The sequence below is a fragment of the Chitinimonas viridis genome (genome assembly GCF_030409555.1).
Taxonomy (GTDB): domain Bacteria; phylum Pseudomonadota; class Gammaproteobacteria; order Burkholderiales; family Chitinimonadaceae; genus Chitinimonas; species Chitinimonas viridis.
In genome coordinates this window covers 351,300-376,293 of the sequence record NZ_JAUFPU010000018.1, presented here as the reverse complement: position 1 = coordinate 376,293, position 24,994 = coordinate 351,300, and the positions used below count along the sequence as shown (strand labels likewise).

Below are 24,994 nucleotides of genomic sequence, written 5' to 3'. Positions count from 1 at the left end.
GGGGGGGGGGGCTGCTTTCTCGAGGGTGAGGGGGAAAAGCCGCTTAGGAATGTGGCTTGGTGGCAGATGGGCTTATAGGAGCGCGCTTTTTAGTGTCGCTACTTTCGCCATGAAAATCCGCAAGTTGGTTTATGGCGATGCCTTGAATGTCGCTGGCCATTGCGCGCCGAGAGCCCTTTGCTGACGAGGCATTAGTGCGTTATTGGCCCCGGGATCCCAGCTATAGCATTGACCGGAGTGGGTTTCAGAAGGTCTGTACCAGTTTGTATTGGCCGCGGTTGACGACGTCTTCTAGAGAGGTGCCGTAGCCGATGTAGAGTGTGGTGCCGGCTGGGAGCCAGCGGATGTCCATGGCGGTGAGGGCGCTGAAGGTGATGGCGGCGGGGGCGGTGAGGGTGCTGAGTTCGGCGGGGATGTCGCTCCAGCCTTGGCGGGTGCGGTAGTACCACTTTGTTCCTACCAGTGCGGCCTGGTAGATTTTCATGGGGCCGGTTTGGGCGATCTGGATGTGGGCGGTGCCGAAATAGCTGAATTGGCTGCCGGTATGGTCATAATTGATGAGGTCGCGGTCTATGCGGCCTTGGGCGTTGGTGGTGAAGTTCAGGCGGCGTATATTATTTGCACTATCGCTATCGTTTCCGCCATAGTATTTATTTGGGTCATAGGGGTAGCGTGGCTGGTCGGATTGCAGCCAGAGTTCGACCTGATTATTGCTGCCTGCCAGCGGGACAAAGGGGGCGCCTGTGACCAGGGGGCCGGTGCTGCCGTTGGGGTAGAACTCGATGCGCTTGGCGCCGATGCTGGAGTAGTTGTCCAGTCTTGGGGTGATATTGCCGTTGCTGGCCTGTTCGGCGATTAGGGCGTATTCGATCCGGTTGAGTGGCGCGAGGCTGCCGCCCTGGACGGTGAATTCCTGTTTGGCGGCGACTTTGCCTTTTACTACGGCTTGTATCTGCCATTTTCCGTTAAAAGGGAAGTTCTTGCGCGGTAGTGCCGTGCCGCCTGCGCTGTTGCGGGCTGTGGTGTCGTAGGTTTCCCAGGTGGTGCCGGCGGGTGTGATGAAGCGCCAGGCGATGGCGTCGCCGATGGTGAGGCTGTTCCAGGCCAGGTTAAAGTAGAAGTAGGCGTTGCTGGAAACATCCAGCGTCTGTAGTGCGGGAGGCGGGGTGCCGCCGTTGTCGAAGCGGTCTGCGATCAGTATGCGCATGCCGCTGCTGCCGGGTTCCAGCGGGGCGTTGCTGTGGTCGGGCAGGGTGATCATGCCGCGTCCGCCGTAGAGTTCGGCGCAGATGGCGATGTCGTCGCCGGTCAGATCTTCTATCTCACTGAGATAGGGGGCGGCGTAGAGTATGGAGTAGGGGTCGTCGCTGTGGTGGAAGTTCAGCAGGTGGCCCAGCTCGTGCCGGGCGGCGCGGATGCCGCCGTTGTCCAGGCGGCTGCGCAGTGAGGACTGGGTGCTGTTGATATTGATGCGTATGGCGCCGCCGGAAAAATAGGGGTAAGGCATGCTGCTGCCAAAACGGGGGCCGGCGTCCATGAAGGCAAATTCGCCTATGTCCTTGTAGCCGACCACCACGATTTCGTTGGCATTGTTGACATCTACCGAGGTGACGCCGCCATAGGTGCCGGTGACCTGGCAGACGTTCTCCCAGTCAGCAAACGCATTCTTGAAGAAGTTGATGATCTCGCTATCGCTGACATCGCTGGGGCGGCCGCTGGGGTTGTAATACCAGGTGACCTGACCATTGGCCCAGCGGGCGGGCATGTCATAGAGCAGTACGCCCTTGGGGGTGACGGTGCTTGCTGCAGCGTGCAGCCTGGTAGCCTTGGGTGGGTGAACCATTCGTGCCGGGTCGAGGATGGGCGCGGGCGGTTCAGCGGCCCAGCAGGCGTTGACGAGGCTGATGGCTACCAGTGAGAGGCGGCTGCAGGCGTGAAACATGATGGTCTCCATGCAACGGATGCGACGAGGCTATGTTGGCAGTATACGAGCTTGGCCGGCGCTGTGTACCTATCGCCGTGGCGAACTGGGGGCCGTGTGTGGCCTCGCATGGCGGCTTGAACCGGACCCGGTGCTGCCATGGCTTGTGGCCCTTGCTATCGCGCGCCCGAACGGACTGGGCGGTGGCTATCTGGCGCCGCCAAGAAAACACTTCTGGTCGAGTGGTGTGAGCTTGCCCTACCCACGACGCCTGCTGCCTAGCCTGGTCAGAACCGTTGCGCCCGGGGGGCGTGAGCGGCGCTCAGGTGGGCGGGTTGGCGGGGGGCGGTGCTGTGCCGCTGGCGGCGGCAGGGCGGAGGGGGAGTCGGTGGTAGTTGAGCAACTGGTAGTGCTGCGGGCGCGCTTCGCTGCCCCAATATACGTCTACTTGTATGACTTCCAGCCGGGGGGCGTCGGGTAGGCGCTGGTAAAGGCCTTCGTCCAGCAGGGGATAGGGGGTGCTGGTGATACGGTAGGTGTAGCGGGTGCCGTTGTAGATCTCTTCTGCTTCATCGCCCTTGATGTCGGCGTTCTTGCTGGCCAGGGTTTCGTCCAGCTTGCTGCGGGCCAGTGTGGCGGCAACGGTCTGGTCCTGCGCGCGCTGTGTGAGGCGCAGCGAGCCGCTGTAGGCGATCAGCAGGCTGGCCAGCCCCAGGCCCAGTATGGTCAGGGCCACCAGGACTTCCAGCAGGGTGAAGCCGCGCTGTCGCTTGCTCTGTCTAGACATCGGGCGTCTCGCTGGCGAGAGGCTGGATGCTCAGGCGGCCGGTGTGGGGGGAGATATGGAACTGCCAGCCGGGGTGGGATGGGCCTTGCAGGGCAAAGCGCATGCTGCTGGCGCTGCCATCGGCGAGGAATTCCAGGCTCAGTATTGCGGGGGGGGCTGCCGGGGCTGTCGCGGGATCGGCGGTTGTCGCCACATCTGGCAGTGCGACAAACAGCCAGCCTTCGGGCGGGCGCCAGTCGCCGCGCGGGGTGTGCAGGACGTTGGCTTCGATATCGATTTCGGCAGCCTGGGTCTTGCGGCGGAAAACGGCATCGCTGCGTAGGCGGTCTATCTGTTCCACCAGCTGTCGGGGTAGATCCCGTTCCGGCGAGGGCTGCAGCATGGCCCACAGGCGGGGGCCGGTGAGGCTGGCGGCGATGGCCAGCAAGGCCATCACCACCATCAGCTCCAGCAGGGTAAAGCCGTGCCGCTGGGCTTGGCTACTGGGCCTTGTCCGTGTCACTGCCGGCTTCCCAATTCGTCAGGTCGGCGTCGTTGCCCTCGCCACCTTCCTTGTTGTCGGCACCGTTGGACCATAGATCGAAATCGCCGTGTTCACCGGGGGCGCGGTACTGGAACACATTGCCCCAGGCATCCCTGGGCGTTTTCTTGAGATAGGGGCCGCGCCAGCGATTGGCGCCGGGGGTGTCTTCTGCCGGGGCGGTCTGCAGCAGCAGCAGGCCTTCCTCGGTGGTGGGATAGCGGCCGATATCGAGGCGGAAGGCGTCCAGCGCTGTCTCCACTGCAGTGAGCTGGGTGCGGGTGGCGTCGAGCTTGGCGCCGTCCACCTTGCCGAACAGCTTGGGCACCACGATGGCGGCCAGCAGGCCCAGTATGACCATCACGATCAGGAGTTCGATCAGGGTAAAGCCGAGTGCGCGGCGGGCGTGTGGTTTGTGCATAGATTTCCTGGTATTGCGCGGATGGCGAGCTGGATGCCTGGATGGTAGCGGGTTTGTTGTGGACAAGCGGGTGACTGCCTTACAAGCCCATGTCGTTGATGGAAAAGATGGCCGATAGCATGGACAAAACAATGGCGCCGATCAAGCCACCCATGATAATGATCATGGTGGGCTCGAACAGTGCGATCAGGCGCTTGGCGGCCTTGCGCACATCGGCGTCGTATTGCTCGGCAACCTTGATCAGCATGGCGCCGACATCGCCGGTCTCCTCCCCCACGCTGACCAGATTGGACAGCAGGGGCGGGAAGAACGGGTCGTTGCGCATCGGTGCCGCCAGCCCCTCGCCGTCGCGTATGCCGCGTTCCAGCCGGCCGAGCGCCTGGTTGACGTGGATATTCTCGGATAGCCGCGAGACGATGTGCAAGGACTTGAGTATGGGTACGCCGGCCTGCAAAAGGGTTCCCATGGTCCGACAGGCGCGACTGAGGTTGGCCTTGAGCAGCAGCGAGCCCAGCAAGGGCAGGCGCAGTACCAGGCCGTGCCACCACAGCTGGCCAGGGCGGGTGCGGCCATAGGCCCAGGCGGTGATGCCAAGTATCAGTCCGGCCGCCAGCAGTTCCAGGCCATGCTGGCTCAGCAGGCTGGAGACACCGATGAGAAAGGCGGCGCTGCCGGGCAGCTCCTGCCCCATGCTGTCGAAGACATCGGCAAACTTGGGGATGACGGCCAGCGTCAGTACAGCGATGGCGGAGATGCCGAACAGCAGCAGGGTGATGGGGTAGATGGAGGAGGAGATGAGGAAGTTGCGGAACTCGATGCTGCGTTCGTAGAACTCGATCAGGCGTCGCAAGGTCAGCGGCAGGATGCCGCCCTCTTCACCCGCCCGTACCATATTGACGTACAGCCCGGGAAAGGTTGCGCCATGGCGCTCAAAGGCAGCGGCCAAGGTGCTGCCGCGTTCGATGTCGAGCAGCAGCTCGCCCACGATATGGCGTGCAGACTCGCCGGGCAGGGTGCCGCGTAGCAACTTGAGCGCCCTGTCTATGGGCAGGCCGGCATCCAGCAGGCTGCCCAGCTGTTCGGTCAGCTCCAGTACCTGGCTGCGGCTGAGGCGCGCCGCTGGCCGCTGGGTCAGCAATTGACCTAGGCTGACACGGGGCTTGATCGAGAGTATGTGGAAGCCATCTGCCCGCAAGGCGGCTTCGGCCTGGGCCAGGTCGCTGGCTTCGAGGCGGCCGCTGACCTCGCGGTCGGTGTCGGCCAGGCGGATGCGGTAGTTGAACTGCACTAACCGTCCTCCCGCGTGACGCGGCCCAGTTCTTCCAGGGTGGTCTCGCCTGCCAGGGCCTTGAGTATGCCGGCCTGGCGCATGGTGCGTACCCCTTCCGACAGGGCGATGCTGCGTAGCTCGGTGCTGGGCGCCTTGCGCAGGATGGCGGACTTGATGGCCTCGGTGACCGGCATGATCTCGTAGATGCTCTGCCTGCCGCTGTAGCCGGTATGGCTGCAGTGGCCGCAACCGCGACCATGCCATAGCGTGGTGGCCGCGTCGGCCTGGTAGCCTTCCTGCGCCAGGAACAGGCGGTCGGCTGCGTCGGCGGGGCGGGGCTCGCGGCAGTGCGGACAGATCAGCCTGACCAGCCGTTGGGCCAGCACCATGATGAGGCTGCTGGCGATCAGATAGCTTTCTGCGCCCATGTCCTGCAGCCGGTGGGGGGCGCTGAAGCTGTCATTGGTATGCAGGGTGGACAGTACCAGGTGGCCGGTCAGGGCGGATTGGATGGCGATGTCCACGGTCTCGGGGTCGCGGATTTCGCCGATCATGATGATGTCGGGGTCTTGCCGCACGATGGCGCGCAAGGCACGGGCAAAGGTCAGGTCTATCTGCGGCTTGACCTGGACCTGGTTGATGCCGTGTATCTGGTACTCCACCGGGTCTTCCACCGTGATGACCTTGACGTCGGGGCGGTTGATCTCGGACAGGGCGGCGTAGAGCGAGGTGGTCTTGCCCGAGCCGGTGGGGCCGGTCACCAGAATCATGCCGTGGGGTTGGGCTATAGCATGGCGGAACGCCGCCAGGGTGTCGGCTTCGAAGCCCAGCCGTGCCAGCGACAGGCTGGCATCACGCTGGTCCAGCAGGCGGATGGCCATGCTCTCGCCGTAGACCGTGGGCAGGGTGGAGACGCGCATGTCGATCTCGCGCTCGCCCAGGGCCATCTTGATGCGTCCGTCCTGCGGCAGGCGCCGTTCGGCGATGTTCATCCTTGCCCTGAGCTTGAGGTGCGAGATGGTAGGCAGGAACATGCGCCGGGGCGGCGATTCCACATCGTGCAGCACGCCATCGAGCCGGTAGCGGACCTTGAAGACGTCCTGGTAGATCTCCAGGTGGATATCGGAGGCGCCGCGTTCGGCTGCTGTCTGTATCAGGTATTGGGCCAGCCGGACCACCGGTGCGTCTTCGGCCTGGCTGCGCAGGCTTTCCAGGTCGTCTTCATCGCCAGCCTGAGCGTCTTCGGGGGTGTTGGCCATGCTGCGGCCGTCGTGCTGGCCGGCCAGGAGGGCGAGACCCTGAGCAATCAGCTCGGGGGGGGCCAGGGCCAGGTGCAGTTCGCGCTGGCCGGCAAACTGCCTGAGCGCCTCCAGTGCCGCCCAGTTGAGGGGGTAGCTGCAGGCGACCTTCAGGGTTTCACCATCGAAACCCAGCGGCAGCAGGCTGTTGGCTGCCAGGAAGGCGCTGGGCACGCCCTGCATTGGCAGCGGCGGTGGGTCCAGTGCGTCGGCGCCCAGCAGGGGCAGCCCCAGTTGCCGGGCTGCCGCTGCCAGATCCAGCGGTGGGAGCGAAGGAGTGGCGATCATCTATTTGGGCGGGTTGTTCTGCTGGTTTTGCTGATTCTGCTGATTGCGCCTGGCCAGCTGGATGGCTTCCAGCAGGGTCATGCCGGTGGGGGCGGGCGTGGCAGGCTGGTTGGTCTCGGGCTGCTGGCCCGGTTGCGGCGCTGCCGGGTTGCTGGCAGGGGGTTCCTGCACCGGCGGGGCGGCGATGACGGGGGCGGGCAGCGCCTGGACTTCGGCCGCGACGGCCGGGCTGGCCTCGCCATTGTCGTTGACGATGGTGGGTACGGGTGCGGCCAGCACGATGGCGACTTGATCGGGCGGTGGCAGGGCGGTGCCGACGGCGGGTCGGCCCTTGACGATCTGGTAGGGCAGGGTAGTGGTGCCGCTGTCGGCATCCAGTACCACCTCGCTGGCATTGATCTGGCTGATGCGGTATTCACCCAGGTTGTCGCCCACGCCGACCAGCCGCAAGGGCCGGGCGGGCTTGCCGGCCTGCGGCGGTGCCTGCAGCTTGGGTGACAGCACCTCCAGCAGGGCCTTGCGGGTGCTGCCTGCCAGGATGATGCCCCGCACCCGGACTTCGGACTCGGTCAGTGCCGGTGGGGGTGGGGGCGGTGGAACCGGCGCCTGCCAGCTTTGCCGCTTGGGGTCGAAGGGATTGCTGGTGACGATGCGTTCCAGGCTGGGCTTGGCTGGCTTGGCCTGGGCGGGCGGGGCCGGGGGGGTGGCCTGGGCCAGCGAGCCGGCAAACAGTAGGGCGATCATCATGGCATCTTGCTCCCTGCGGGCGATGCTGCTTTGAGTGGCTTGCCGGGGCGATTATCCGCCTTGGGCGGAAAATAAAGTGCGGCCAGCTCCAGCTGCACCCGGAACTGCTGGCGCGCCACACCGTCGGCGGCATTGATGTCGATACGTGTCATGCGCTGCAGGCGACCGCTGCTGTTGACCAGCTGGTGTATGGCCAGCAACTGCTGCGGTATGGCCGAGAAAGTGAGGGTGAGGCCTAGCTGGCTGGGCTGGCCGCGGCTGATGCTGCCTGGCTGGGCGGTGGCATCGTTGATGCCCTGGCTGCTCAGTTGGCTCAACCATTCTTGCTGCCAGGCGGCCTGGGCGGCTTCGGCGGTGGCGCCCTGCAGGGCGTTCTGCAGCATGGCGGCATGTTCGGGCTGGCTATCGCGCAGGCCTTGTTCTATGCGTTTTTTCTGCTCGGCCAGGGTTTTGATCTCGGCCAGGTCTGCGGCGGCGCGGCCATGCAGCTTGCGCTGGCCGGCCAGCTCGGCCAGCGTGCTGTCCAGCCACAGCAGGCAGCCCAGCAGCACGATGGCCAGCACGCCCAGCACCTTGAAACCCAGCAGCCGGTACAGCCGCTCAAGGTTGCGGCGCCAGCGGGGCCAGGGTGATAGCCGGGGTAGCCGCATGGGCTCAGGAGGCTTGGGCAGGCTTGCGGGCATGGAATTCCAGACTGAACTGTTTGGGTGGGTCTATGGTGGGGGCTGGTTTGCCAGTATCTAGCGGCGCCAGGCCCAGCTGCTTCAGCCGTTTCTGCATGTCGGCCTGGCTGGCGCCTTCGCCGGCGATCAGCACCTGCTTGCCATCATGCCGATAGCGGGTGAGCCAGCTGCCATCGGGCAGCAGGGGGGTGGACAGGGCCAGCGCATCGAGCAGGGCAGGGCCACGGGCAAAGCTCTCGGCGGCCAGCAGTTGCTCGCGCAGCGTCAAGAGTTCGCGGCGCTTGGCCTGCAGGCGCTTGTGGGCCGGCTGCAGCTTGTCGGCGGTTTCGTTGAGCTTGTCGGTGTCGGCCCGGAGTTTCTGCTGCTGCCAATGCAGGCCGCCCATGCCGGCAACCAGCAGCAGGCCGACCGCTGCGGCCCAGGGGGTAAAGCGCGAGACCAGCCAATCGCGCGAGGGCGGCTGCCACCAGCCCCTGGCACCGGCCAGCCAATGGCTGAATACCTGTTGGGACAGATCGGGCGGGGTCTGCGGGCTGAGCACATGGCGGCTGCCCAGGGTGGCTTCCAGCTGGGCCTGCTGCTCGGCAGGGAAGCCGGAATGCAGCACGGGCGCGCCTTCGCCGTGCCCCAGGCTGGCCAGCAGCAGTGACAGCCGTTGCGGCCAGCCGGTCTGGGCGGTGCTGAGAGAGGCGACGGTGATGGGGATGCCGGCGCCATCGCAACGCCAGACGATCAGCTGACTGGCCTGGCACCAGAGCCAGTAGGCATTGCGGCTGGCTGGGCTGGCCTGGGCCAGCAGTTGCGCTGCCGGGTAGCATTCCTGCAGGCGCATGCCCAGCTTGTCGAGCGTGGTGCGCAGGTTCTGCAGCTCGCTGGCGGCGATCCAGCACAGCCTGAGCTGGTCGGCCGGGCCGGCCTGGCTGCAAATGGCCAGCGAGGCGGCTGGGTAGGGCAGCTGACTGGCCAGCAGTTCGGCCTCCTGCTCCGGCGGTGCCAGGGTTTTGCTGCGGGGGGCCTGCAGCAGTCCGCCACTGGCGGCGTCGGGCACGGCCAGTACCCGGCAGCCTGGGGGGACGCCCCAGGCCAGCAGGCAGGGACGCAGGGTGCCGGGCAGTTGTTCCAGCAAGGGGGCTTCGCCGCTGTCCAGCCGCCAGGGCAGGGTGGCGTGCTCGGCACGATACCAGCCGCGCCAGTCACGGCGGAAGAGACTGACCTCGAGATGAGCGGCATTCAGGACTATGACCAGTTTCACGGCGGGCTCGTTGTATCGCTACGGCTATCTTCGGTTTCGGTGAGCAGTATCAGAGGTTGGCTGTGCCAGCCGCTGTCGCGCCTGAGCAACTGCACTTCGGCGTACAGTGGGCTGCCATCCAGCTTGAGACGTGCCAGCAAGGCCGTGCCAGGTGAGAGGAAGCGGCCGCTATCGCTGCCGAAAGTGTCCAGCCATAGCTTTCTATCGACCTTGCCGTCAGAGCGCAAGCGTTTGAGCGTTGCCAGTTGTTCCGCAGTGTAGCCTGTCAGGGCGGCGACCACAGGCAGGGGTGTGGTTTCGGGGTCTACCCATTTGCCGCCGCTGCCCAGGGTGATGAGGTCGTAGAAGCCGGGGCTGTCGCTGCCTGCTTCGCTGGTTTGCAGCAAGGCGGGGGGAAGGCCGGCGATGTCACGGAAGCTGCTGCGATCGGTAAAGCCGGTATCGGGCCGGGCTGCAACGATGAGGCTGGCGTACTGTGCGGCGGCTTCGGGCGCTATACCCAGTTCCTGCAGTAGCCGGGTGTATTCCTTTTCATCGAGCAGGTTGAAGTCGGGCTGGGCGGCGCGGTCTTCCAGGGTGATGCGGACCTGCTGCTCGCCTATGGCGACTTCCTGCTCGTCGCCGGCACCCCAGCGCGGCAGCTTGCCCAGTACCGGGTCGCCAGCATGTGCGGGCGCTGCCAGTTGCTGGGCCAGATCGAGCTGCGCCAGCAGCAGGGTATGGGCAGCCTGCAGGGTGTGCTCGTCCTGGGTGCCGCTGACCTGGTTGATCACCAGCTGCATGCCCAGCCGTTCGCGGTAAGCCACGGTCAGGGCCAGGCTGGCCAGGGCGATCAGCACGGCCATGACGTACAGCAGGACATAGCCTGACTGGCCGGCAGCAGGCCGGGCATGGGCGGGATGGCCGGGTGTGCGCAAGGGGCTAGCCACGGCTGAAGACCAGTGGCGGCAACTCGAAATAGCTGCCGCCAAGGTGGAGTCGGAAGGCGACCGGCGGGGTGGCTGCGCTGCTGTCAAGCCAGCGGTAGGCGGTAGGCTGGCGCTCGCTACCCTCCTGGGCGGCCGTGGGCTTGGGGCTGTCTGGATCGGCCTGCAGGTATTCGAAGCGACATTGCGTCAGCTGGTCCAGCAGGGTCTCGGCCTGGATGACCGGTTCTTCGTCGCTGGCCGTGGCGGCCTTGTCAGTCTTGAGGCGCTCGGTGCTGATCAGCTCCAGCCGCCAGGTTTGCTCACCGTCCTGCTGGCAGCGCAGGCCTTGTTCTGCGGTGTTTTTCCGGCCTACCCATAGTTCGGTATCGCTACCCTTGGTGATGGCTAGCCCAGGGGCAAAGCGCAGGCGCAGATAGCTGGCCACTGCCTGCATCTCTTGTAGTTCGCTGTAGAAGGCACGGGTGCGTTGGGTGTGCTGCAGGCCCAGGCGGAAGGCGCTGGACAGGGCGATGCCTATGGTGGCCGCCAGCAGCATGGCGATCAGTAGCTCGATCAGCGTGAAACCCTGTTGGCGTCGGCGGGGTTGGGGCATGGTGCGATCACAGCACGTCGGCAAAGCCCTTGCGCAGCAAGCGGAATGCCGACAAGCCCAGCAGGGCGACCAGGCCGGCCACCAGCCAGTAGGCCAGCAGCAGCTCGCCTGCAGGTTGTGCGGCGCCCAGCAGCCAGCTGCGGGAGAACTCGATGGGCAGGGTCAGCGGGTTGATGATCAACAGCCCGGCTATCCAGTCGGGGAGGATCTCGACCGGATAGAAAATCGGGCTGAGGAAGGACAGCAGGGTCAGGATAAAGGCGACCACCGGGGCCAGATCGCGCAGATAGACGCCGAAGGCCGAGACCAGCCAGCACAGGCCCAGGGTCATCAGGGCCAGCGGCAGCATGACCAGCGGCAGCCACAGCAGGCCCAGCGGCAGGCTGTGATGGACCATGGTATAGAGCACTGACCACACCAGTACGCCGATCAGCCAGTTGAAGCCGGCGGTGGCGATGGTAACCAGCGGTAGGGCCGGCAGGGGAAAGATGACTTTCTTGACGTAGTTGGCGTTGGCCTGCAACAGGCCGGGCGCCCGCCCCAGGCTTTCGGCGAAGAACTGCAGGAACAGCATGCCGGCAAAGACATTGAGGGCAAAGGCGGTTTTATCGTTGGCGGCATCGCCTACCCAGCGTGCCTTGAATACCTCGCTGAACACCCAGGTGTAGACCGCCAGGGTGAGCAGCGGTGTCAGCACGGTCCAGAACCACCCCAGAGTGGTGCCCCGGTAGCGGGCGGCGATCTCGCGCCGCGACAACTGGCCAACCAGATACAGCAGTGAACGCAGCTTTCTCATGGTTTGGCCGCGTCTATGGCCAGAGTGGGCGGCAGGCCGGCTTTCTGGCGCCTGGCGGTGTTCAGCAGTTCGCGGACTTCCTCCATGGCGTCGTCCAGCTGGCGGTTCAGCCGGTCGGCGTCGCTCTGGTTGTTGATGACGTAGGGGGTCAGGGTCAGCAGCAATTCGGTCCGTTCTGTCTTCTTGGTCTGTGCCCGGAACAGATTGCCCAGGACGGGGATGTCCTTCAGATAGGGCACGCCTGTTTCGTTGACGCTGCCGTTGTCCTGGATCAGCCCGCCTATGACCAGGGTCTTGCCTTCCTGCAGGCTGACCTCGGTCTGTACGCTGCGCTTGGTGAAGCGGGGCAGGGTGGTGGCGCCATTGGTATCGTTGGCCACGGTACTGACTTCCTGGTTGATTTCCAGGTTGACCAGGCCCGATTCGTTGATGCTGGGCTTGACCTGCAGGATGATGCCGACGGTGCGGTAGGTGAAGCTTTCGGCGATGGTGGAGCCAGTGGTGCCGGTGTTGGCGTTGCTGATCTGCTGGGTCCGTACCGGGACTTCCTGGCCGATTTCTATCTTGGCTTCCTTGCCATCGCTGGCGACGATGCGGGGCGAGGCGAGGATGGTGATGTCGTCGTCGTTGGCCACGGCCTGGATGGCGCCCATGGCGGTGCCCACGCTGTCGGTGACGCTATAGAGCAGGCCGCCGGCTTTAGCGTCTATGGTGCCGCCCAGCTTGGCGGCTGCCTTGTAGATCTGGCCGTCTATGCTCAGCTTCTCGTGCAGCAGGGTCCACTCTATGCCCAGGCGGTTCTGCTTGCTCAGGCCGACCTCGATCACATTGGCCTGTATCAGCACCTGGCGGGAGACGGTGTCGAGCTGCTCCAGCAATTGCAGTATCTGCAGATAGTCTTGCCGGCTGGCCTTGATGATCAGCGAGTTGGATTTCTCGTTGGGGATGATCTGTACCTCGCCCGACAGGCCGGTGCCCGAGGCGCTGGTGGTGGGTACGTTGCCTTTTTGCACCACCTTGGTGGCCCCGGTGCTGGTGGCCGGTGCGGCGCCACCGTAGATCTGGCTGATCAGGCCGGCCAGGTAGGCGGCCGTGCTGTTCTTGACGGTGTAGATGTTGATGCGGGAGTTGAGGCCTTCCTTGGGGGCGATATCGACTTCGCGTATCTGCTTGCGGGCGGCTTCCAGCACGTCGCGGTTGGAGGCGGCCACCAGGATGGCATTCATGCGCTTGATTGGCATGAAGAACACCTTGTTGGCTTCTGTGCCCCGCCAGTTGTACATCTGCGAGGTCTTGAACAGGGTTTCCATCTCGCGGGCTACTTCGGTGGCATCGCCGTTTTCTATCTGCACCATCTCGGTCTGGACCTTGGCCAGATAGTCGATATCCAGCGACTGCACCAGTTCCTGCAGTTTTTTGACGTTGCGGGCGCGGTCGACCACGATCAGGTAGTGATCGGTGGGGTCGTTGACCAGGGTGGCCTGCGGACCGATGAAGTTGCGCAGGGTGGCGATCAGGGCAGAGGGCTGCACATGGCGGGGCGCGAAGATCTGCACCACGCTGCCGTTGTCGCCAACGGCGGTGCTGGAGACGGTATCGCGGGCGGCCAGGTTGTCGCGCACCACCTTGTACAGATTGCCGTCGCGGATGATGGAGATGTTGTTGAGCGCCAGCACGCTCTGCAGTACGCCCAGCAGGTCTTCTGAGCTGACCGGGCTGAGGCCGTTGATGTTGACCTTGCCTGTGATGCCCGGATCGACGATGTAGTTGAGCTGCAGGATGTCGCCCATGATGGTCTGCACCACCTCGTAGACATCGGCATTGTCGAACCGCAGGGTGACGCCACCCGCGCCGACCAGTTGCGGCTGCTGTGTCAGTACCCTATCGCGCGGGGCGATGGGCTCGATGGCGGCGACCGTCTGCGTGGTGGGGGCGGTAGCGGTGGTTGCCGGGGTGGCGGCTGCCGGCGTGGCCGCCGCGGGCTTGGCTGCCGTGGTGCTGGCGGGTTTGACCCGTGTCTCGGTGGGCAAGGGCTTGGCTACGGGCAGCGCGGCCGGCGGCGTGGCCGGGGCGGGCGTGACGGCCGGCGGCGTGGCCGGGGCGGGCGTGACGGCCGTGGGTGTGGCAGGCTGGGCCGGCGGTGGCGGCACGCCGGGCGGCAGGTTGCGCTGCATCTGCCGTATGGCATCCAGCAGCGTGGGTGCGGCGGCGGGGGCAGGCGGCGGCGGGGTTTCTTCGGCCAGGGCTGTGGTCAGTGCCAGTGTCAGAACGATGTTCCGGGTGCAGTCCGGAAGGCGGGGCGTGGGCTTGCTGATTTTGCTTGGCATCGTTTGAGTGTCGTCTCTGGAGGGGGCTGGCCAATCTATGTATAGGGAGGAAGCGGTTCCGAGAACCTGGAATGATCCGTCAGCCTGAGAAAATCTTATCATACTGGCCGAACAGCATAGGCTGCGCAGCGCGATTGCCTGCTGCAGCACATGCCTGGCGCAGGGCAGCCACCCTGCCATGCCGCCGCACCCTGCGGCAGATGCAGGGGTAAAATGCGGCCGACGCGCTACAGACATTGGATAACCATGCCGGACACCCACACCCTAAGCGAAGAGAACCTGGTTCCTTTTACGGCTGAACCCGTGACCGCGGGCCGCCTGCTGGTCTTTGCGCCGCACCCTGATGACGAGGTGTTCGGCTGTGGCGGCACCCTGGCCCTGCATGCCGCCACGGGGGCGGCAATCCAGGTGGTGGTATTGACCAGTGGAGAGCATGGAGAGTTCGGCAAGGACCCGGCGGCCAGGCGAAACGAAAGCGCCCAAGCAGCCAGCCTGCTCGGTTATGCCACGCCGGTGTTCTGGGGCTTGCCGGACCGGGGGGTGGTGTGCGACGAGGCCCTGGTGGGCCGCATGCTGGCCCTGATGAGCGAGTTTGCACCTGAGCTGGTGTTTGCCCCCTCGGTGTGGGAGGTCCACCCTGACCATGTAAATACTGCCCTGGCGGCCCTGGAGGCTTTTCGCCGCTGGGCGGCACCGACGGCCCGCCTGCTGGGATACGAGGTGGGATCGGCGCTGCAGCCGAACGCCCTGTTTGACATCACCACCACGTTTGCGGCCAAGGAAGCCGCCATGGCGGTGTTTGCCAGCCAGTTGGGCGTGCAGCGCTACGACAGGCAGATCAGCGGGTTGAACCGGTTTCGCAGCTATACGCTGGCTGCGGCCGAGGCGGTGGAGGCTTTCCATGTGACGGAGGCGGAGGATTGCCGCCATGGCCTGCCGGACAGCCTGCAGGGGATTGCCGGCTACCGCCGCGTTATCCAGCACAAGCTGGCTACCAGCCGGCCTGCGACGGTGAGTGTGTGCCTGCCCGAGGTAACACCGGCCCTGCTGCCCTCGCTGCTGGCCGACCTGGCACACCAGACCCATGCTGCGGTAGAGGTGCTGGTGGACCGCGAGGTATTGGCGGCGGCAGTGCTGCCGGCAGGCTTGAGCGAGGCGCTGGCGATTGTGGGCGTGGCAGAGGCGCATCCCGGTGGCCTGTGGGGGGCTGCCAGCGGCCACTTTGGCATGGTGCTACGGGGTGGCGTAAGGCTGCTGCCTGACCATCTGGCCAAGCTGCTGGCCAGCCTGCAGGACGATGATGGCGCCGTGCTGGCCGTGGCGGCCTGTGCTGCCGATGCCCACCTGGCGCATGCGCAGGAGGGCTTGCTGCCGCCTGCAGGCAGCGCTGCGGCCTGGTGGCCCCTGGCGCCCTTGTTGCCTGCGGCGGCCTATTTGTTCAGGCTGGATGGGGTGGTCTGCCCTGATGCGGGCGCTGTGCAATCGGACTGGGTGCATGCGCTGGCCACGGCCAAGTATGGGCGCGTGCTGTGCCTGCCACAGCCCACCGTACACCTGCTTGAGCGCCTGCCGGTGCCGGATTACCAGGGGGTGGCCGCTATCCTGGCGCGGTTTGGGCGTAACGTGGGTGCGGAGACGATACGCGAGTTGCTGGGGGTAGTGAGCCAGATCGGGGCGGTGCAACTGGCCCGCGAGACGGCATTGCTGACTTCGCTGGAGCAATATGCGCCTGCCGTAGTCGGCTTGCGGCGTAGCCTGGCCGAGCGGGATACCACCCTGGCCCAGCGGGAGGCGACACTGGCTGCACGGGATGCGGAGCTGGCGCACCTGTTGGGGGATATGGCGAGCCTGCGGGCGACGATTGCGGCGGAGCGGCATGAGCTGGCCGCACAACTGGCGGCCAATGGCCAGTTGCTGGCGCAGCAGGTGGCGTTGGAGCGGGACTTGGGGGCTGAGCGGCTGGCTGTGGCGCAGGCACGCGAGGCTAGCGCGCAGCTGCAGCAGCAACTGCAGCAGGCGCAGGTACAGGCCGAGCAACAGCGCCTGGAAATGGCACAAAGGCAGGCCGAGCAGCAGGCGCAGGCACAGCTTGCGCAGGCTGACGCGTTGCGGTGGCAGGCCCAGCAGTATGAGGCCAGCCGATCGTGGCGCTGGACCCGGCCCTTGCGCTGGCTGACAAGTTTTCTGGCTCGTTGAGCCGCATGCCTTTATCATCAGCGCCCGCCGCAACGTATTGAAGTGTTTGGAAGCCATGTCGGATTTGGTCAAAGAAATGGATGTGCTGGTTGTCTGTTACCAGCCAGCACGGGAAGGCCTGGATGAGCTGTTGCAGAGCCTGGACAGGGAAAGGCTGCGCAGCGGGGTGTCGTTGCGGCTGCTGGTGTGGGACAACTCGATCAGCGAGGACGCGCGCGAGCGGGTGAACCAGTGGGTGGCTGCGGCGCCAGCTGCGTTTGCGGCACAGGTATGGCGTGATGGCGGCAACCTGGGTTTTGGCGGTGGCCATAATGCCTTGCTGGCCCATGCCAAGGCCGATTGGCTGTTGTTGCTGAACCAGGACCTGACGCTGGAGCCCGATGCACTGGGCCAGTTGCAGCAACGCGCCAGCAGTGCCGCCGATGTGGCGGTATGGGAGATGCGCCAGCTGCCCTATGAGCATCCCAAGGTATATGACCCCAGCAGCCTGGATACGCCCTGGTTCAGCGGTGCGGCCTTCCTGATACGGCGTACGGCCATGCTGCAGGTGGGGGGATTTGAGCCGCGCATCTTCATGTATGGTGAAGATGTAGACCTGGCCTGGCGGCTACAGGCCAAGGGCTGGCGTACCTGCTACCTGCCGCAGGCGGCGGTGGTGCACCATACCTATCGCTATGCCCATGAGGTCAAGCCTTTGCAGGCGCTGGAGGGCACGCTGACCAATCTGTGCCTGCGGGCCCGCTTTGGCAATTGGAGCAATGTGGCACGGGGCCTAGCCATGCTGGGCACCGAGATCATGATGCCGTCCAGTTTCCCTGGCCGGCGCTGGGGACTGATCAAGCTGTTCTTCCGCTTCTGGCTGCGTTTCCCGTATTTCTGGCGCAGTGGCCGGGAGTGGCGCGGCAAGGGGCAGTCGCAGTTCCTGTTCTGGAACTATGCCATGCACCGCGATGGCGCCTTCGAGGTGTTCAAGTCGCGCGTGGGTGTGGAGGTGGCCGAGCTGCCGCTGGTATCGGTGATCGTGCGTACGCACGCCCGCCCGGACGTGCTGCGCGAGGCGCTGCAATCGCTGGCGAACCAGACCTACCCACGGCTGGAAGTGATGGTGGTGGAGGATGGCGCACCCACGGCCCAGGCCATGGTGGAGGCTGAGTTTGCCGGGCGCATGAATGTGCGTTACTTCGCCACCGGGGAGAAGGTGGGGCGCTCGGAGGCCGGTAACCGCGCCATGGCTGCGGCCCAGGGCGAGTGGATGAATTTTCTGGACGACGACGACCAGCTGTTTGCCGACCATGTGGAAGTGCTGCTGGAAACGGCCCTGAGCCAGGGCAAGCGCGGCGCCTATGGCCTGGCCTGGGAGGTGGCGACCGAGATCGACTCCTACAGTCCTTTCCGCTACCGCGAGCTGAACCATGCGACGGTGCACAGGCAGCCGTTTTCGCGCCTGACCATGTGGCACCACAATTACCTGCCCATCCAGGCGGTGCTGTTCCACCGCAGCCTGTTTGAGCGGCATGGCGGCTTTGCCACCGAGATGGACCAGCTGGAAGACTGGAACCTGTGGACCCGCTATACCCTGCATGATGACTTTGTGATGGTGGAAAAGACCACCTCCAAGTACCGGGTGCCGGCCAATGCCGAGGTGCAACAGGCACGGCAGGGCAAGCTGGACGAGGCTTACCAGTATGCGCTGGCCAAGCAGGCCGAGATGAAGCTGACCATGACGCCGCAGGAGATATTGGCGCTGGTGGGGGATTTCAACCGCAGCCAGACGGTGGTCTATATCACCAAGTCGTCGCTACGCCATATGTTCCAGACCTGGCCGGGCCTGCGCTGGCTGTATGCCCGGCGGCAGGTGGTGCGGCTGGGGTTGCGGCGCATGCGGGCTTGGTTGCCGGGGCGGGCGTGATGGGGAACCTAGACCAGGGTGATGCCATGCAGCGGGTTGCTGTCTGAACGCAAGATGGTTTATCGCCTGCGAACCGCAGGAGTCAAGACATGCAGAGCTGGGAGCCAATCTGTCGGAGGGCAACTGCCATGTCTTGGTGCCGCCTTGCTCCGGTCATCAGCACGGCCAGCGGTACCCTTTGGCGATTCTTGCCTGCAAACCATGGCGGTGCTGGAAGGCAGGCTGCGCGAGCTCCTGCCAACCATGGGTTGCGATGCTGTGGGTTAATAGGTGGCTAAATTCCAATGTTCTCGGTAATAGCGGTTGGCATTGCGCTGATCCAAGGCGTCGGCGATGGCCAGGCCGGCTGTCGTTGTTTGCTGTAGCAACCATTCCAGCCTGGCTTTGTCGTCGTCCTGGCCTGCGCCTGCACCGTAGATTTCCTCCAGCGCAGCGAATAGTTGTTGCCGCCATTGGGCGGCCCGGATGGGTTTTGCCCAAATCGCTAGCAAGAGACGGTGCAGGGCGTGGGTATAGTGCAGCCGCTCTGTGTCCAAGGTTGTGGCTTGCAGCCATGGCAGGTGGCGTGTGACCAGTTGTGCGGCCCGTATCAACTCGTCATCCAAGACAAGCAGCTCGATCAAAGTGGCAACGCATCCAATGAATTTCGCGTTCGATTGGATCAAGCGGTAGCCTTTGTTGCTGAGAGGGCGCGTGTCTTCCTGTTGCTCAAGCCCATGCATGGCTTGCAGCACGGACGGATAGGCGAAATGGGGTACCTCGGCACAACGTAGCTGCCCGGCCAGAATGGGTTTGGCGGTTGATAGCAGCTCTTCATAACGATGTTCTGAAGCGAGCAAACTGAGCGAATTGGAAACTTCGCAGGCACGGCAGTCTGCATAGTTATCTCTCGGCAGTTTCATGGCCTTGTCCCAGAATACCCGTGCTTCAGGCACTCTGCCTTGAGACAAGGCAGCTTGCATCAATGAGGTGTACACACCTCGCAAGCTTGCACCGTGGGCCTCGTAGCGTCGGACCATGTCATGTTGGATGCTATCGATCTGCTGCTGTGTAATGCGGGCATATTTCGGTAGCTTTATCAACACAAACTTGGCAGACCAGAGCAATTCTGATGGGTTGATGATGTCTGGGCGTTTGTCGGCCGTGCTCTGGCACCAGGCGAATAGTGCCAACATCAACTGGGGTTCGCCGCCGAACGTGGCACAGAAGAGCCGCGCCATCCGTGCATCGAATTGTGTGCGTACTGATCCGGATTTATCCGCCAGTACGACCGCTCGATCAAGCAAGTCGGCCTTCTGGGCAGACCCATAGGGCAGCAGATTGGACTCTTCTATGAGTTGGTAAGGATTTGAATCAATCTCTAGTGCCATGTTGCCGTACCCTTTGTTCCCATTACGCTCCATTCGAGCAGCCCGGACAAGCCGTCGCTCATCATAGCCAATTCGCTGCGGCCTAGCGGATAGTGCCCCATAAGCAAGGATTGCACATACAGCACCTGGATGACCCGCTCGACCAGCGCAAGATCGGGGTGCTGTGCCAAGCGACGTATCAGGGTATGGCCGAAATTGAAGCAAAGTTCACTTTTGGCTTCTGACTGCAATTGAACCAAGACGCCTTGCCACAGATCATCGGCTACCTCGGTGCAGTGATCGACTTGTCTGTTTATCGTGGCTTCTCGGTTGGATATGAATAGTGTGGGTAGATCTGCGGGCTCGAAAATCTTCAGTTTGGGGCGGCAGTCGAAGGGCTCGAGTACGGTTGCTGCTACTTTCAGGAAGGGCTGATAACGTGCTTCCTGGTCTGGACTCAAACCTTGCAGTTCATGGCTGATATCCGATGGCTGGACGCTGCGGACAGGCACCAGCGGAAACAATTCGCCATGGCGGGCCAACAACTCGGCATCATAGATGTAGCCGCCGTTGATCACGTCGATATGTTGCGCCGCCGCGATTTGGGCGATCTGGCGGAACTCATCCACTTTTTGTGTGTAGAGGATTTGCTGATTGCGTTTGAGATATTCCTGCAAGGTGGTGTTGCCGTAATTGGTTTCCAGGGGGAACCATTGTGCGAACAATTTGAAGAATTCGTCGTCCTCCAGGGCAAGCGCCTTCAGGGCGACATGGTGGTAGGACAGTAGTTGTTGCAGGCGCTGTGGCTCTTGCTCGGCCAGGTTGATCAAGTAGCGGCGCAGGCAATGGCCTAACTCTGCTTGGGTAAGGCGCAGTTTGTCGTCCTCACTGAAGGCGTTTCGGGCTGCAGTGGGATGCAGATCGGTGCAGTTGACTATGCACCGTACAAAGAAGGCCCAGGACGGCAACAGGTTGTCGACACTATCGGACAGCAGCATGCGCTTAAGGTAGACATGATGGCGGTTTCTACCGGATTGCAGAGAGGCTCGTGCCAGTACAAAGGCGATGCCATCCACGCCACCGACGGTTGATTCCAGGGGGATGGCGTCGAATATCTCGGCACCCAGCATGCGTTCCCCAAGCTCAATCCAGTATTGTCGTTGCTGTGTGTGCGGCAGATGCGATGCATCCCACGGGAAGGCGTCGATTCTTTCGCTGGTGTTGACCCGGTTATTTTGGCCGAGATGTACCAGATCTATCGGCCAGGGCAGTATGCCCCCGTAGTGTTGGGCAGACTCCCGCAGCGTATCGAGGCTGAACAGGTGCTGGAATGCCGGTTTGCATACCAAGCGAACAGAGGTGCCTGGTTCAGTGCGTGGCGGGGCTTCGCCGATGTCGTAGGTACCATCAGGACGCCCACTCCAGCGCAGGGTGGGTGCATCAGCGTCGGCAGCGGAGCGGCTTACCAGCTCGATCTGATCGGCGACGATAAAGCATGCCAGTAGTCCGATACCAAACTGGCCGATGTAATCCTGCGTCTGGCCGACCCACTCTCCTCGCTTGGAGGACTCGCCAATGACGGCGAGGAAGCGATGCATTTCTGCTTCGGTCAGCCCTATGCCATTGTCGACAAACGTCACGGCCTGGGCATCATCGTCGAGGTGGATGTGAATACTGCCCTGGTGCTGGGGGGCTAATTGGCAGCGGGCATGAATCGCATCTGTGGCATTTTGCATCAGTTCACGTACGAATACGTCGGGCCGTGTGTATAGGTGGTTGGAGAGCAGGTCAATCAGGCCTGTCAGATTGATTTGAAACCTATGATCCATTTACATGTACTTTCATTTTTTGCTTACTAACGACCAAGAGCGGTAAACATCCAACCAGCGTGGCGGTTCTGGCGAGGTGTGTGCAACAGGCTGTACGTGGGTACAGCACGCTTGAGCAGCAAAGCCGGGAGGATTTTTAGCGGCGCTTATTGCACCAGGATAATGGGTTGCGCTAACTCACTTAAGGGACTCGCGCCGCGTGGGCGCCGTCGGCAAGTTCCATTTCCTGTTCACGTGCCTGAAGCGCGGCCTGTTGGGAGTGGCCAGAAACTTCACGCGTTGTTGCGATGGCTACGCTGTTTGCTTAATCATATCAGATGCATGCGATGTCAAGATTATACGGCCGTGCTGTGTCTTGCTTGGCACGGGCGGTTTCCGGATATCCTCATTTAGCGGTGCGTGCGCCACAATCCGGTGACTTCGTCGATCTCGTCAGTGCTGCCGCGTGTGCCTGGCTCGTCCCCTTCTGCCTGGTTTCGTGATGTTGTCGCTGGGACGTCATGCACAACAGCCCAGCCGAAAGCTGGGTAGAGCGCCAGGGTTTCTGGTTGTTGGGCAACGCCGAATGGCCCAGCCACTACCCTTAGGGCGTGTTCTTCACCGGTACGCTGGTCCTTGAGGCGTACTGGTGCGCTGACCAAGGCCTGGGGTATGCGGGAGATGCATGGGCCCTGGATGTCTTGGTGATCTATGAATGGGCTGCTGCGTTGATTGGCGATGTCGAAGCGCTGGTGCCAGTTTGCGAGGTAGGGGTTGGGTTCCAGCGCCTCGGTGCAATCATCCCCAATCAAGTAGGGGAACAGCGTCAGCAGCCAGCCTGTCAGCTCGGCAGGGCCAGACCCGCTCTGATAGCGGAAGAACGACAGCCAGAAGTCCTTGTCCACCTGGCCGGAGGCGGTAGCGGCAATCTGTTGCAACACCGGCTCCAGTGCTTTGACCCATTGTTCAAGGCCGTATTCGGCCATCGCTCTGAGGCGTGGGATCATCGAGAGCCAATCGTCTGATGTACCGTGTACGGTGATCTCTGGAATGCCGCAGCCTATCAACAGTTCGTATTCGAAATAGGCTTGAAATCCGTCCATCAGGCAGATGTCGAATGCTGCTACCTCTAGCTGCGTGCTGGTGCTGAAGTGTGCCGCCAGCAGGTCTGCTGGCTTGCCGACCTCGGTGCGGATCTGCTGGGAGAATGCGTCGAATACTTCTGGCCACGGGTTGTCCTGGCCCAGTCGGAAATCAGGTCGGGCGACGCTTAGTTTCTTTTGGCCCTCGTGCTGTACCAGGCGGCCTCTCAGTGCCTGGGCGTTCAGCTTCAGATGCGTGGCGAAGCCCTGCGCAATGCAGAACCAGATATCGTCAGGCCGGATAATCAGAGGGTAGTGATAATAGAAGGCATCGTGTGCGGCGCTGGCCAGTGGATGACGGGTGTCGCAATGAACCAGCCACGCGCTGGCGCAGCCTGTTGCTTCTACCGGCCTCGCCATCAGGTTTCTGATGCTGGTGTCTGCCAGTTGTAACTCGAGAGCCGGGCCACGCTCGACGGGGGAGAGGGAGAAGGTGGTCACGCGGGTTTACCTGGTTGATTTGCGCATTGAGGGGACCATGCTTGGGGCGCCCTGCGAGCAAGTCTGGTGTGTTTTCCCATAGCGCGCTTGAAGGGCCTGATGGCCATCTTTGCTTGGCGTATCTGTTGCATGCATGGGGATGGCGGCTGGCGGGATTTTGCCGAACGGTAGAATACGGCGCAATGCGCTTTGCTTATTGCGCCCTACGCATGGCGTTTTCTGGGGGCCTACTTCCCTGGTGATGGCTATCTTCTCGGTTCATACCGCATCGCTACCGCGCCCGAGCCGAAATCCAGCCGGCTGACGAACTGCAGATCGAGCGGTTTTGACAAGCCCGCGAACAAGGTTGGGCCATGGCCTACCAGCCTGGGATGTATCACAAACTCGTACTCATCTATCAGGCCCAGCTCAGCCAAGGCTTGGGGGAGCTGCACGCCGCCGACGAACAGCCCTTTGCCGGGTTGCTGCTTGAGTTGCTGCACCGCGCTGCCCAGGTTGCCGCGTAAGCGTTCTGCGTTCCAATCGACCTGCTCCAGGGTGCTGGACACCACGTACTTTCTTGCGGCGTCTATAGTCCGGGCGAAGGGTTCCATCCAGGGCGCCATCCAGTCGGGTCTTGTTCCTGTTTGCGCTGGTGACCGAAACGCGGCCTCCATCATTTGGTAAGTCACCCTGCCGAAGAGTAGGGCATCGGCCTGCTTGAGGTTTTCGATGGCGTGACGATGCAGCGCTTCGTCTGAGGGCATCATGGTGTGATCGTAGCAGCCATCCAGTGTGATATTGATGGAGTAGCGAAGCGGGCGCATGGTGTGCTCCTGACGTGGCCGGACGTTGTAGTTTAGTGGCACCTGCGCGCGTGGGAGGCATGATCCGGTTATAAGCGGGTGCGGCCTTGGTGTGTCGACACACATCAAGGTGGGCAATGCCGTGCGAGGAGATGCGGCGCAATGCGCTGCGCTTATTGCGCCCTACGGTGGTGGTGGCATGCCCTGCATTGGGGTGTTTGCTGGGTAAGGGGGCATTGTGTGGGCAAGCCATCGTGCCTTTGGGTGGCGTTGGCTCGACTGCGTCTGGGGGGCGCTTTGCGTAGTTTTTCCTGTGGATGTTGAGATTGCGACCGTAGTTGAATCTGCCAAGCGTGCCATGCGGCGCAATGCGCTTCGCTTATTGCGCCCTACGGGGTGGTGGCAGCACGGCGTGGGATCAGGTGAGTGGTTGCAGCACCATGCTGGACTTGTTTTCCTGTCGTTCGCCGGCGCCGGATGAGCGGTTTTTTTCTTCCTTGCGGATCAGGACCAGGCGGTCGCCGACTACGCTGTAGCTGCGGTCTTCGTCGCTTTGCTGTTCGAAGCTGACGACGATGAAGGCGCGGCCGGAGAGGTTGAGGCGCATGGTGCTGGCGAGTGGTGTGCCGTCTGTGGCGATCCAGATGGTCAGGCGTCCTTCGAAGTCCTTGACGTATTTCCGGTCGCGCTCGGCCAGCTTATCTATGGTTTTCTCGAAGGTCAGCTTGCGGGCGGGTTTGCCGTTGTAGGTGTCGGCGGTTTCGCCCTTGTAGGTGCTGTCTTCGATCTCGCGCGCCAGCGCGGTGGCGGCTGAGGTCATGCTGCGCAGTTCGGTGAAATCCAGCGCGCGCAGGGCGTACAGGGTGGGGGTCTTGCTGTTTTTGTCCTTGCTGTTAGCGCGTTGTTCGTTCTCGGCCCGCGTCAGAATGTCCTTGCCGTACAGCAGTTGCAGGCCGCGGCTGCTGTCTTCCAGGGTGAGGCTGGCTTGGCCCTGGCGGTCTTCTGCTTCTTTGCCGTCGCCCTGACGGCTGCTGGTCTTGATCTCCAAGGCGGCTTTCAGTGGCATTTGCCCCTGCAGGCGGGACAGGGCGGCCTTGAGGTCGGCCAGGCCATCGGCATGGGCCTGTAGGCTACCGAGCAGCAGGCAGGCCAGCAGGGCGGGGATGGGGTGGATACCGGGCAGGTGCATGGGCGGCTTCCTGTTGGGAGGGAGTGCTGGGACAGGGGGCTGCCGGGGGGAGTTCGCGGGCGGCTGAAATTCGTTTCGCCTGCGGCTTTGTGGGCCGGTTCAGGCTGCGCTGCCGCTTAGCGCCAGGGTTGCCCTGGCGCTTGCACAGTACCTCATCGCTGTCATCACCTACCAATGACCTGCATCCATAACAGGCGCTGAAGCTCATTCAATATGATGACGAGCGTCAGCGAGGTTCCCCGCCGGCGGGCGGGGGTAGGGGCGGGGCTGGATCAGGGTAGAGCCTGTTGGTTCAGGCTGCGCTGCCGCTTAGCGCCAGGGTTGCCCTGGCGCTTGCACAGCAC

At 63.2% G+C, this 24,994-nt stretch carries 20 protein-coding genes; 2 read left to right on the top strand and 18 right to left on the bottom strand.

Annotated features, from left to right (window positions below):
* Window positions 1-244 precede the first annotated feature (244 nt).
* From QWZ03_RS14955 to gspD, 13 genes are all read right to left on the bottom strand, one after another.
* Window positions 245-1,942, bottom strand: coding sequence for a matrixin family metalloprotease (locus QWZ03_RS14955; protein ID WP_290333454.1), 1,698 nt, complete (start codon window positions 1,940-1,942; stop codon window positions 245-247).
* Window positions 1,943-2,243: 301 nt separating this feature from the next.
* Window positions 2,244-2,708, bottom strand: coding sequence for a type IV pilus modification PilV family protein (locus QWZ03_RS14950; protein ID WP_290333453.1), 465 nt, complete (start codon window positions 2,706-2,708; stop codon window positions 2,244-2,246).
* On the bottom strand, window positions 2,701-3,210 hold the full coding sequence (locus tag QWZ03_RS14945; protein ID WP_290333452.1) for a prepilin-type N-terminal cleavage/methylation domain-containing protein: 510 nt from the start codon (window positions 3,208-3,210) through the stop codon (window positions 2,701-2,703). Before QWZ03_RS14945 ends, QWZ03_RS14950 begins: the two co-directional genes overlap by 8 nt.
* Entirely contained in the window at window positions 3,188-3,649 is a 462-nt protein-coding gene (gene gspG / locus QWZ03_RS14940; RefSeq protein ID WP_290333451.1) for a type II secretion system major pseudopilin GspG, read from the bottom strand. Before gspG ends, QWZ03_RS14945 begins: the two co-directional genes overlap by 23 nt.
* A 79-nt stretch (window positions 3,650-3,728) precedes the next feature.
* Window positions 3,729-4,937 (bottom strand): type II secretion system F family protein, encoded by a 1,209-nt coding sequence (locus tag QWZ03_RS14935; protein ID WP_290333450.1) that lies wholly within the window; start codon window positions 4,935-4,937, stop codon window positions 3,729-3,731.
* On the bottom strand, window positions 4,937-6,505 hold the full coding sequence (locus QWZ03_RS14930) for a GspE/PulE family protein (RefSeq protein ID WP_290333449.1): 1,569 nt from the start codon (window positions 6,503-6,505) through the stop codon (window positions 4,937-4,939). Before QWZ03_RS14930 ends, QWZ03_RS14935 begins: the two co-directional genes overlap by 1 nt.
* A complete protein-coding gene (locus QWZ03_RS14925; RefSeq protein WP_290333448.1) occupies window positions 6,506-7,252 on the bottom strand; it encodes a hypothetical protein in 747 nt (248 codons plus the stop codon). It abuts the gene before it with no gap.
* On the bottom strand, window positions 7,249-7,935 hold the full coding sequence (locus QWZ03_RS14920) for a hypothetical protein (protein ID WP_290333447.1): 687 nt from the start codon (window positions 7,933-7,935) through the stop codon (window positions 7,249-7,251). Before QWZ03_RS14920 ends, QWZ03_RS14925 begins: the two co-directional genes overlap by 4 nt.
* Window positions 7,907-9,187 (bottom strand): PilN domain-containing protein, encoded by a 1,281-nt coding sequence (locus QWZ03_RS14915; RefSeq protein ID WP_290333446.1) that lies wholly within the window; start codon window positions 9,185-9,187, stop codon window positions 7,907-7,909. Before QWZ03_RS14915 ends, QWZ03_RS14920 begins: the two co-directional genes overlap by 29 nt.
* Window positions 9,184-10,116, bottom strand: coding sequence for a hypothetical protein (locus QWZ03_RS14910; protein WP_290333445.1), 933 nt, complete (start codon window positions 10,114-10,116; stop codon window positions 9,184-9,186). Before QWZ03_RS14910 ends, QWZ03_RS14915 begins: the two co-directional genes overlap by 4 nt.
* Window positions 10,109-10,708, bottom strand: a complete 600-nt coding sequence (locus QWZ03_RS14905) for a prepilin-type N-terminal cleavage/methylation domain-containing protein (RefSeq protein WP_290333444.1) — start codon at window positions 10,706-10,708, stop codon at window positions 10,109-10,111. The genes QWZ03_RS14910 and QWZ03_RS14905 overlap by 8 nt, the downstream gene beginning before the upstream one ends.
* Before the next feature lie 7 nt (window positions 10,709-10,715).
* The gene (locus QWZ03_RS14900; protein WP_290333443.1) at window positions 10,716-11,504 is read right to left on the bottom strand and encodes an ABC transporter permease; all 789 of its coding nucleotides are present in this window, start codon (window positions 11,502-11,504) and stop codon (window positions 10,716-10,718) included.
* On the bottom strand, window positions 11,501-13,831 hold the full coding sequence (gene gspD / locus QWZ03_RS14895; protein ID WP_290333442.1) for a type II secretion system secretin GspD: 2,331 nt from the start codon (window positions 13,829-13,831) through the stop codon (window positions 11,501-11,503). The genes QWZ03_RS14900 and gspD overlap by 4 nt, the downstream gene beginning before the upstream one ends.
* Before the next feature lie 246 nt (window positions 13,832-14,077).
* Between gspD and QWZ03_RS14890 the strand changes: the two genes are divergently transcribed.
* The gene (locus QWZ03_RS14890) at window positions 14,078-16,027 is read left to right on the top strand and encodes a PIG-L family deacetylase (RefSeq protein ID WP_290333441.1); all 1,950 of its coding nucleotides are present in this window, start codon (window positions 14,078-14,080) and stop codon (window positions 16,025-16,027) included.
* A 55-nt stretch (window positions 16,028-16,082) separates the two neighbouring features.
* On the top strand, window positions 16,083-17,936 hold the full coding sequence (locus QWZ03_RS14885; RefSeq protein ID WP_290333440.1) for a glycosyltransferase family 2 protein: 1,854 nt from the start codon (window positions 16,083-16,085) through the stop codon (window positions 17,934-17,936).
* A gap of 263 nt (window positions 17,937-18,199) precedes the next feature.
* Here the strand turns inward: QWZ03_RS14885 and QWZ03_RS14880 are convergent, their stop codons facing one another.
* The 5 genes from QWZ03_RS14880 to QWZ03_RS14860 all read right to left on the bottom strand — a co-directional run bounded on the left by QWZ03_RS14880 (window position 18,200) and on the right by QWZ03_RS14860 (window position 24,650).
* Window positions 18,200-19,306, bottom strand: coding sequence for a hypothetical protein (locus tag QWZ03_RS14880; RefSeq protein WP_290333439.1), 1,107 nt, complete (start codon window positions 19,304-19,306; stop codon window positions 18,200-18,202).
* Window positions 19,297-21,114 carry an HSP90 family protein gene (locus QWZ03_RS14875; protein ID WP_290333438.1) on the bottom strand — a complete coding sequence of 606 codons (1,818 nt, stop codon included), beginning with the start codon at window positions 21,112-21,114 and terminating at the stop codon, window positions 19,297-19,299. Before QWZ03_RS14875 ends, QWZ03_RS14880 begins: the two co-directional genes overlap by 10 nt.
* 389 nt (window positions 21,115-21,503) lie before the next feature.
* Window positions 21,504-22,676: a DUF4419 domain-containing protein gene (locus QWZ03_RS14870; RefSeq protein ID WP_290333437.1), complete on the bottom strand. Its 1,173-nt coding sequence runs from the start codon at window positions 22,674-22,676 to the stop codon at window positions 21,504-21,506.
* A gap of 245 nt (window positions 22,677-22,921) precedes the next feature.
* Window positions 22,922-23,482, bottom strand: a complete 561-nt coding sequence (locus QWZ03_RS14865) for a dihydrofolate reductase family protein (RefSeq protein ID WP_290333436.1) — start codon at window positions 23,480-23,482, stop codon at window positions 22,922-22,924.
* 397 nt (window positions 23,483-23,879) lie between these two features.
* Window positions 23,880-24,650: a hypothetical protein gene (locus tag QWZ03_RS14860; RefSeq protein WP_290333435.1), complete on the bottom strand. Its 771-nt coding sequence runs from the start codon at window positions 24,648-24,650 to the stop codon at window positions 23,880-23,882.
* Window positions 24,651-24,994: the final 344 nt, after the last annotated feature.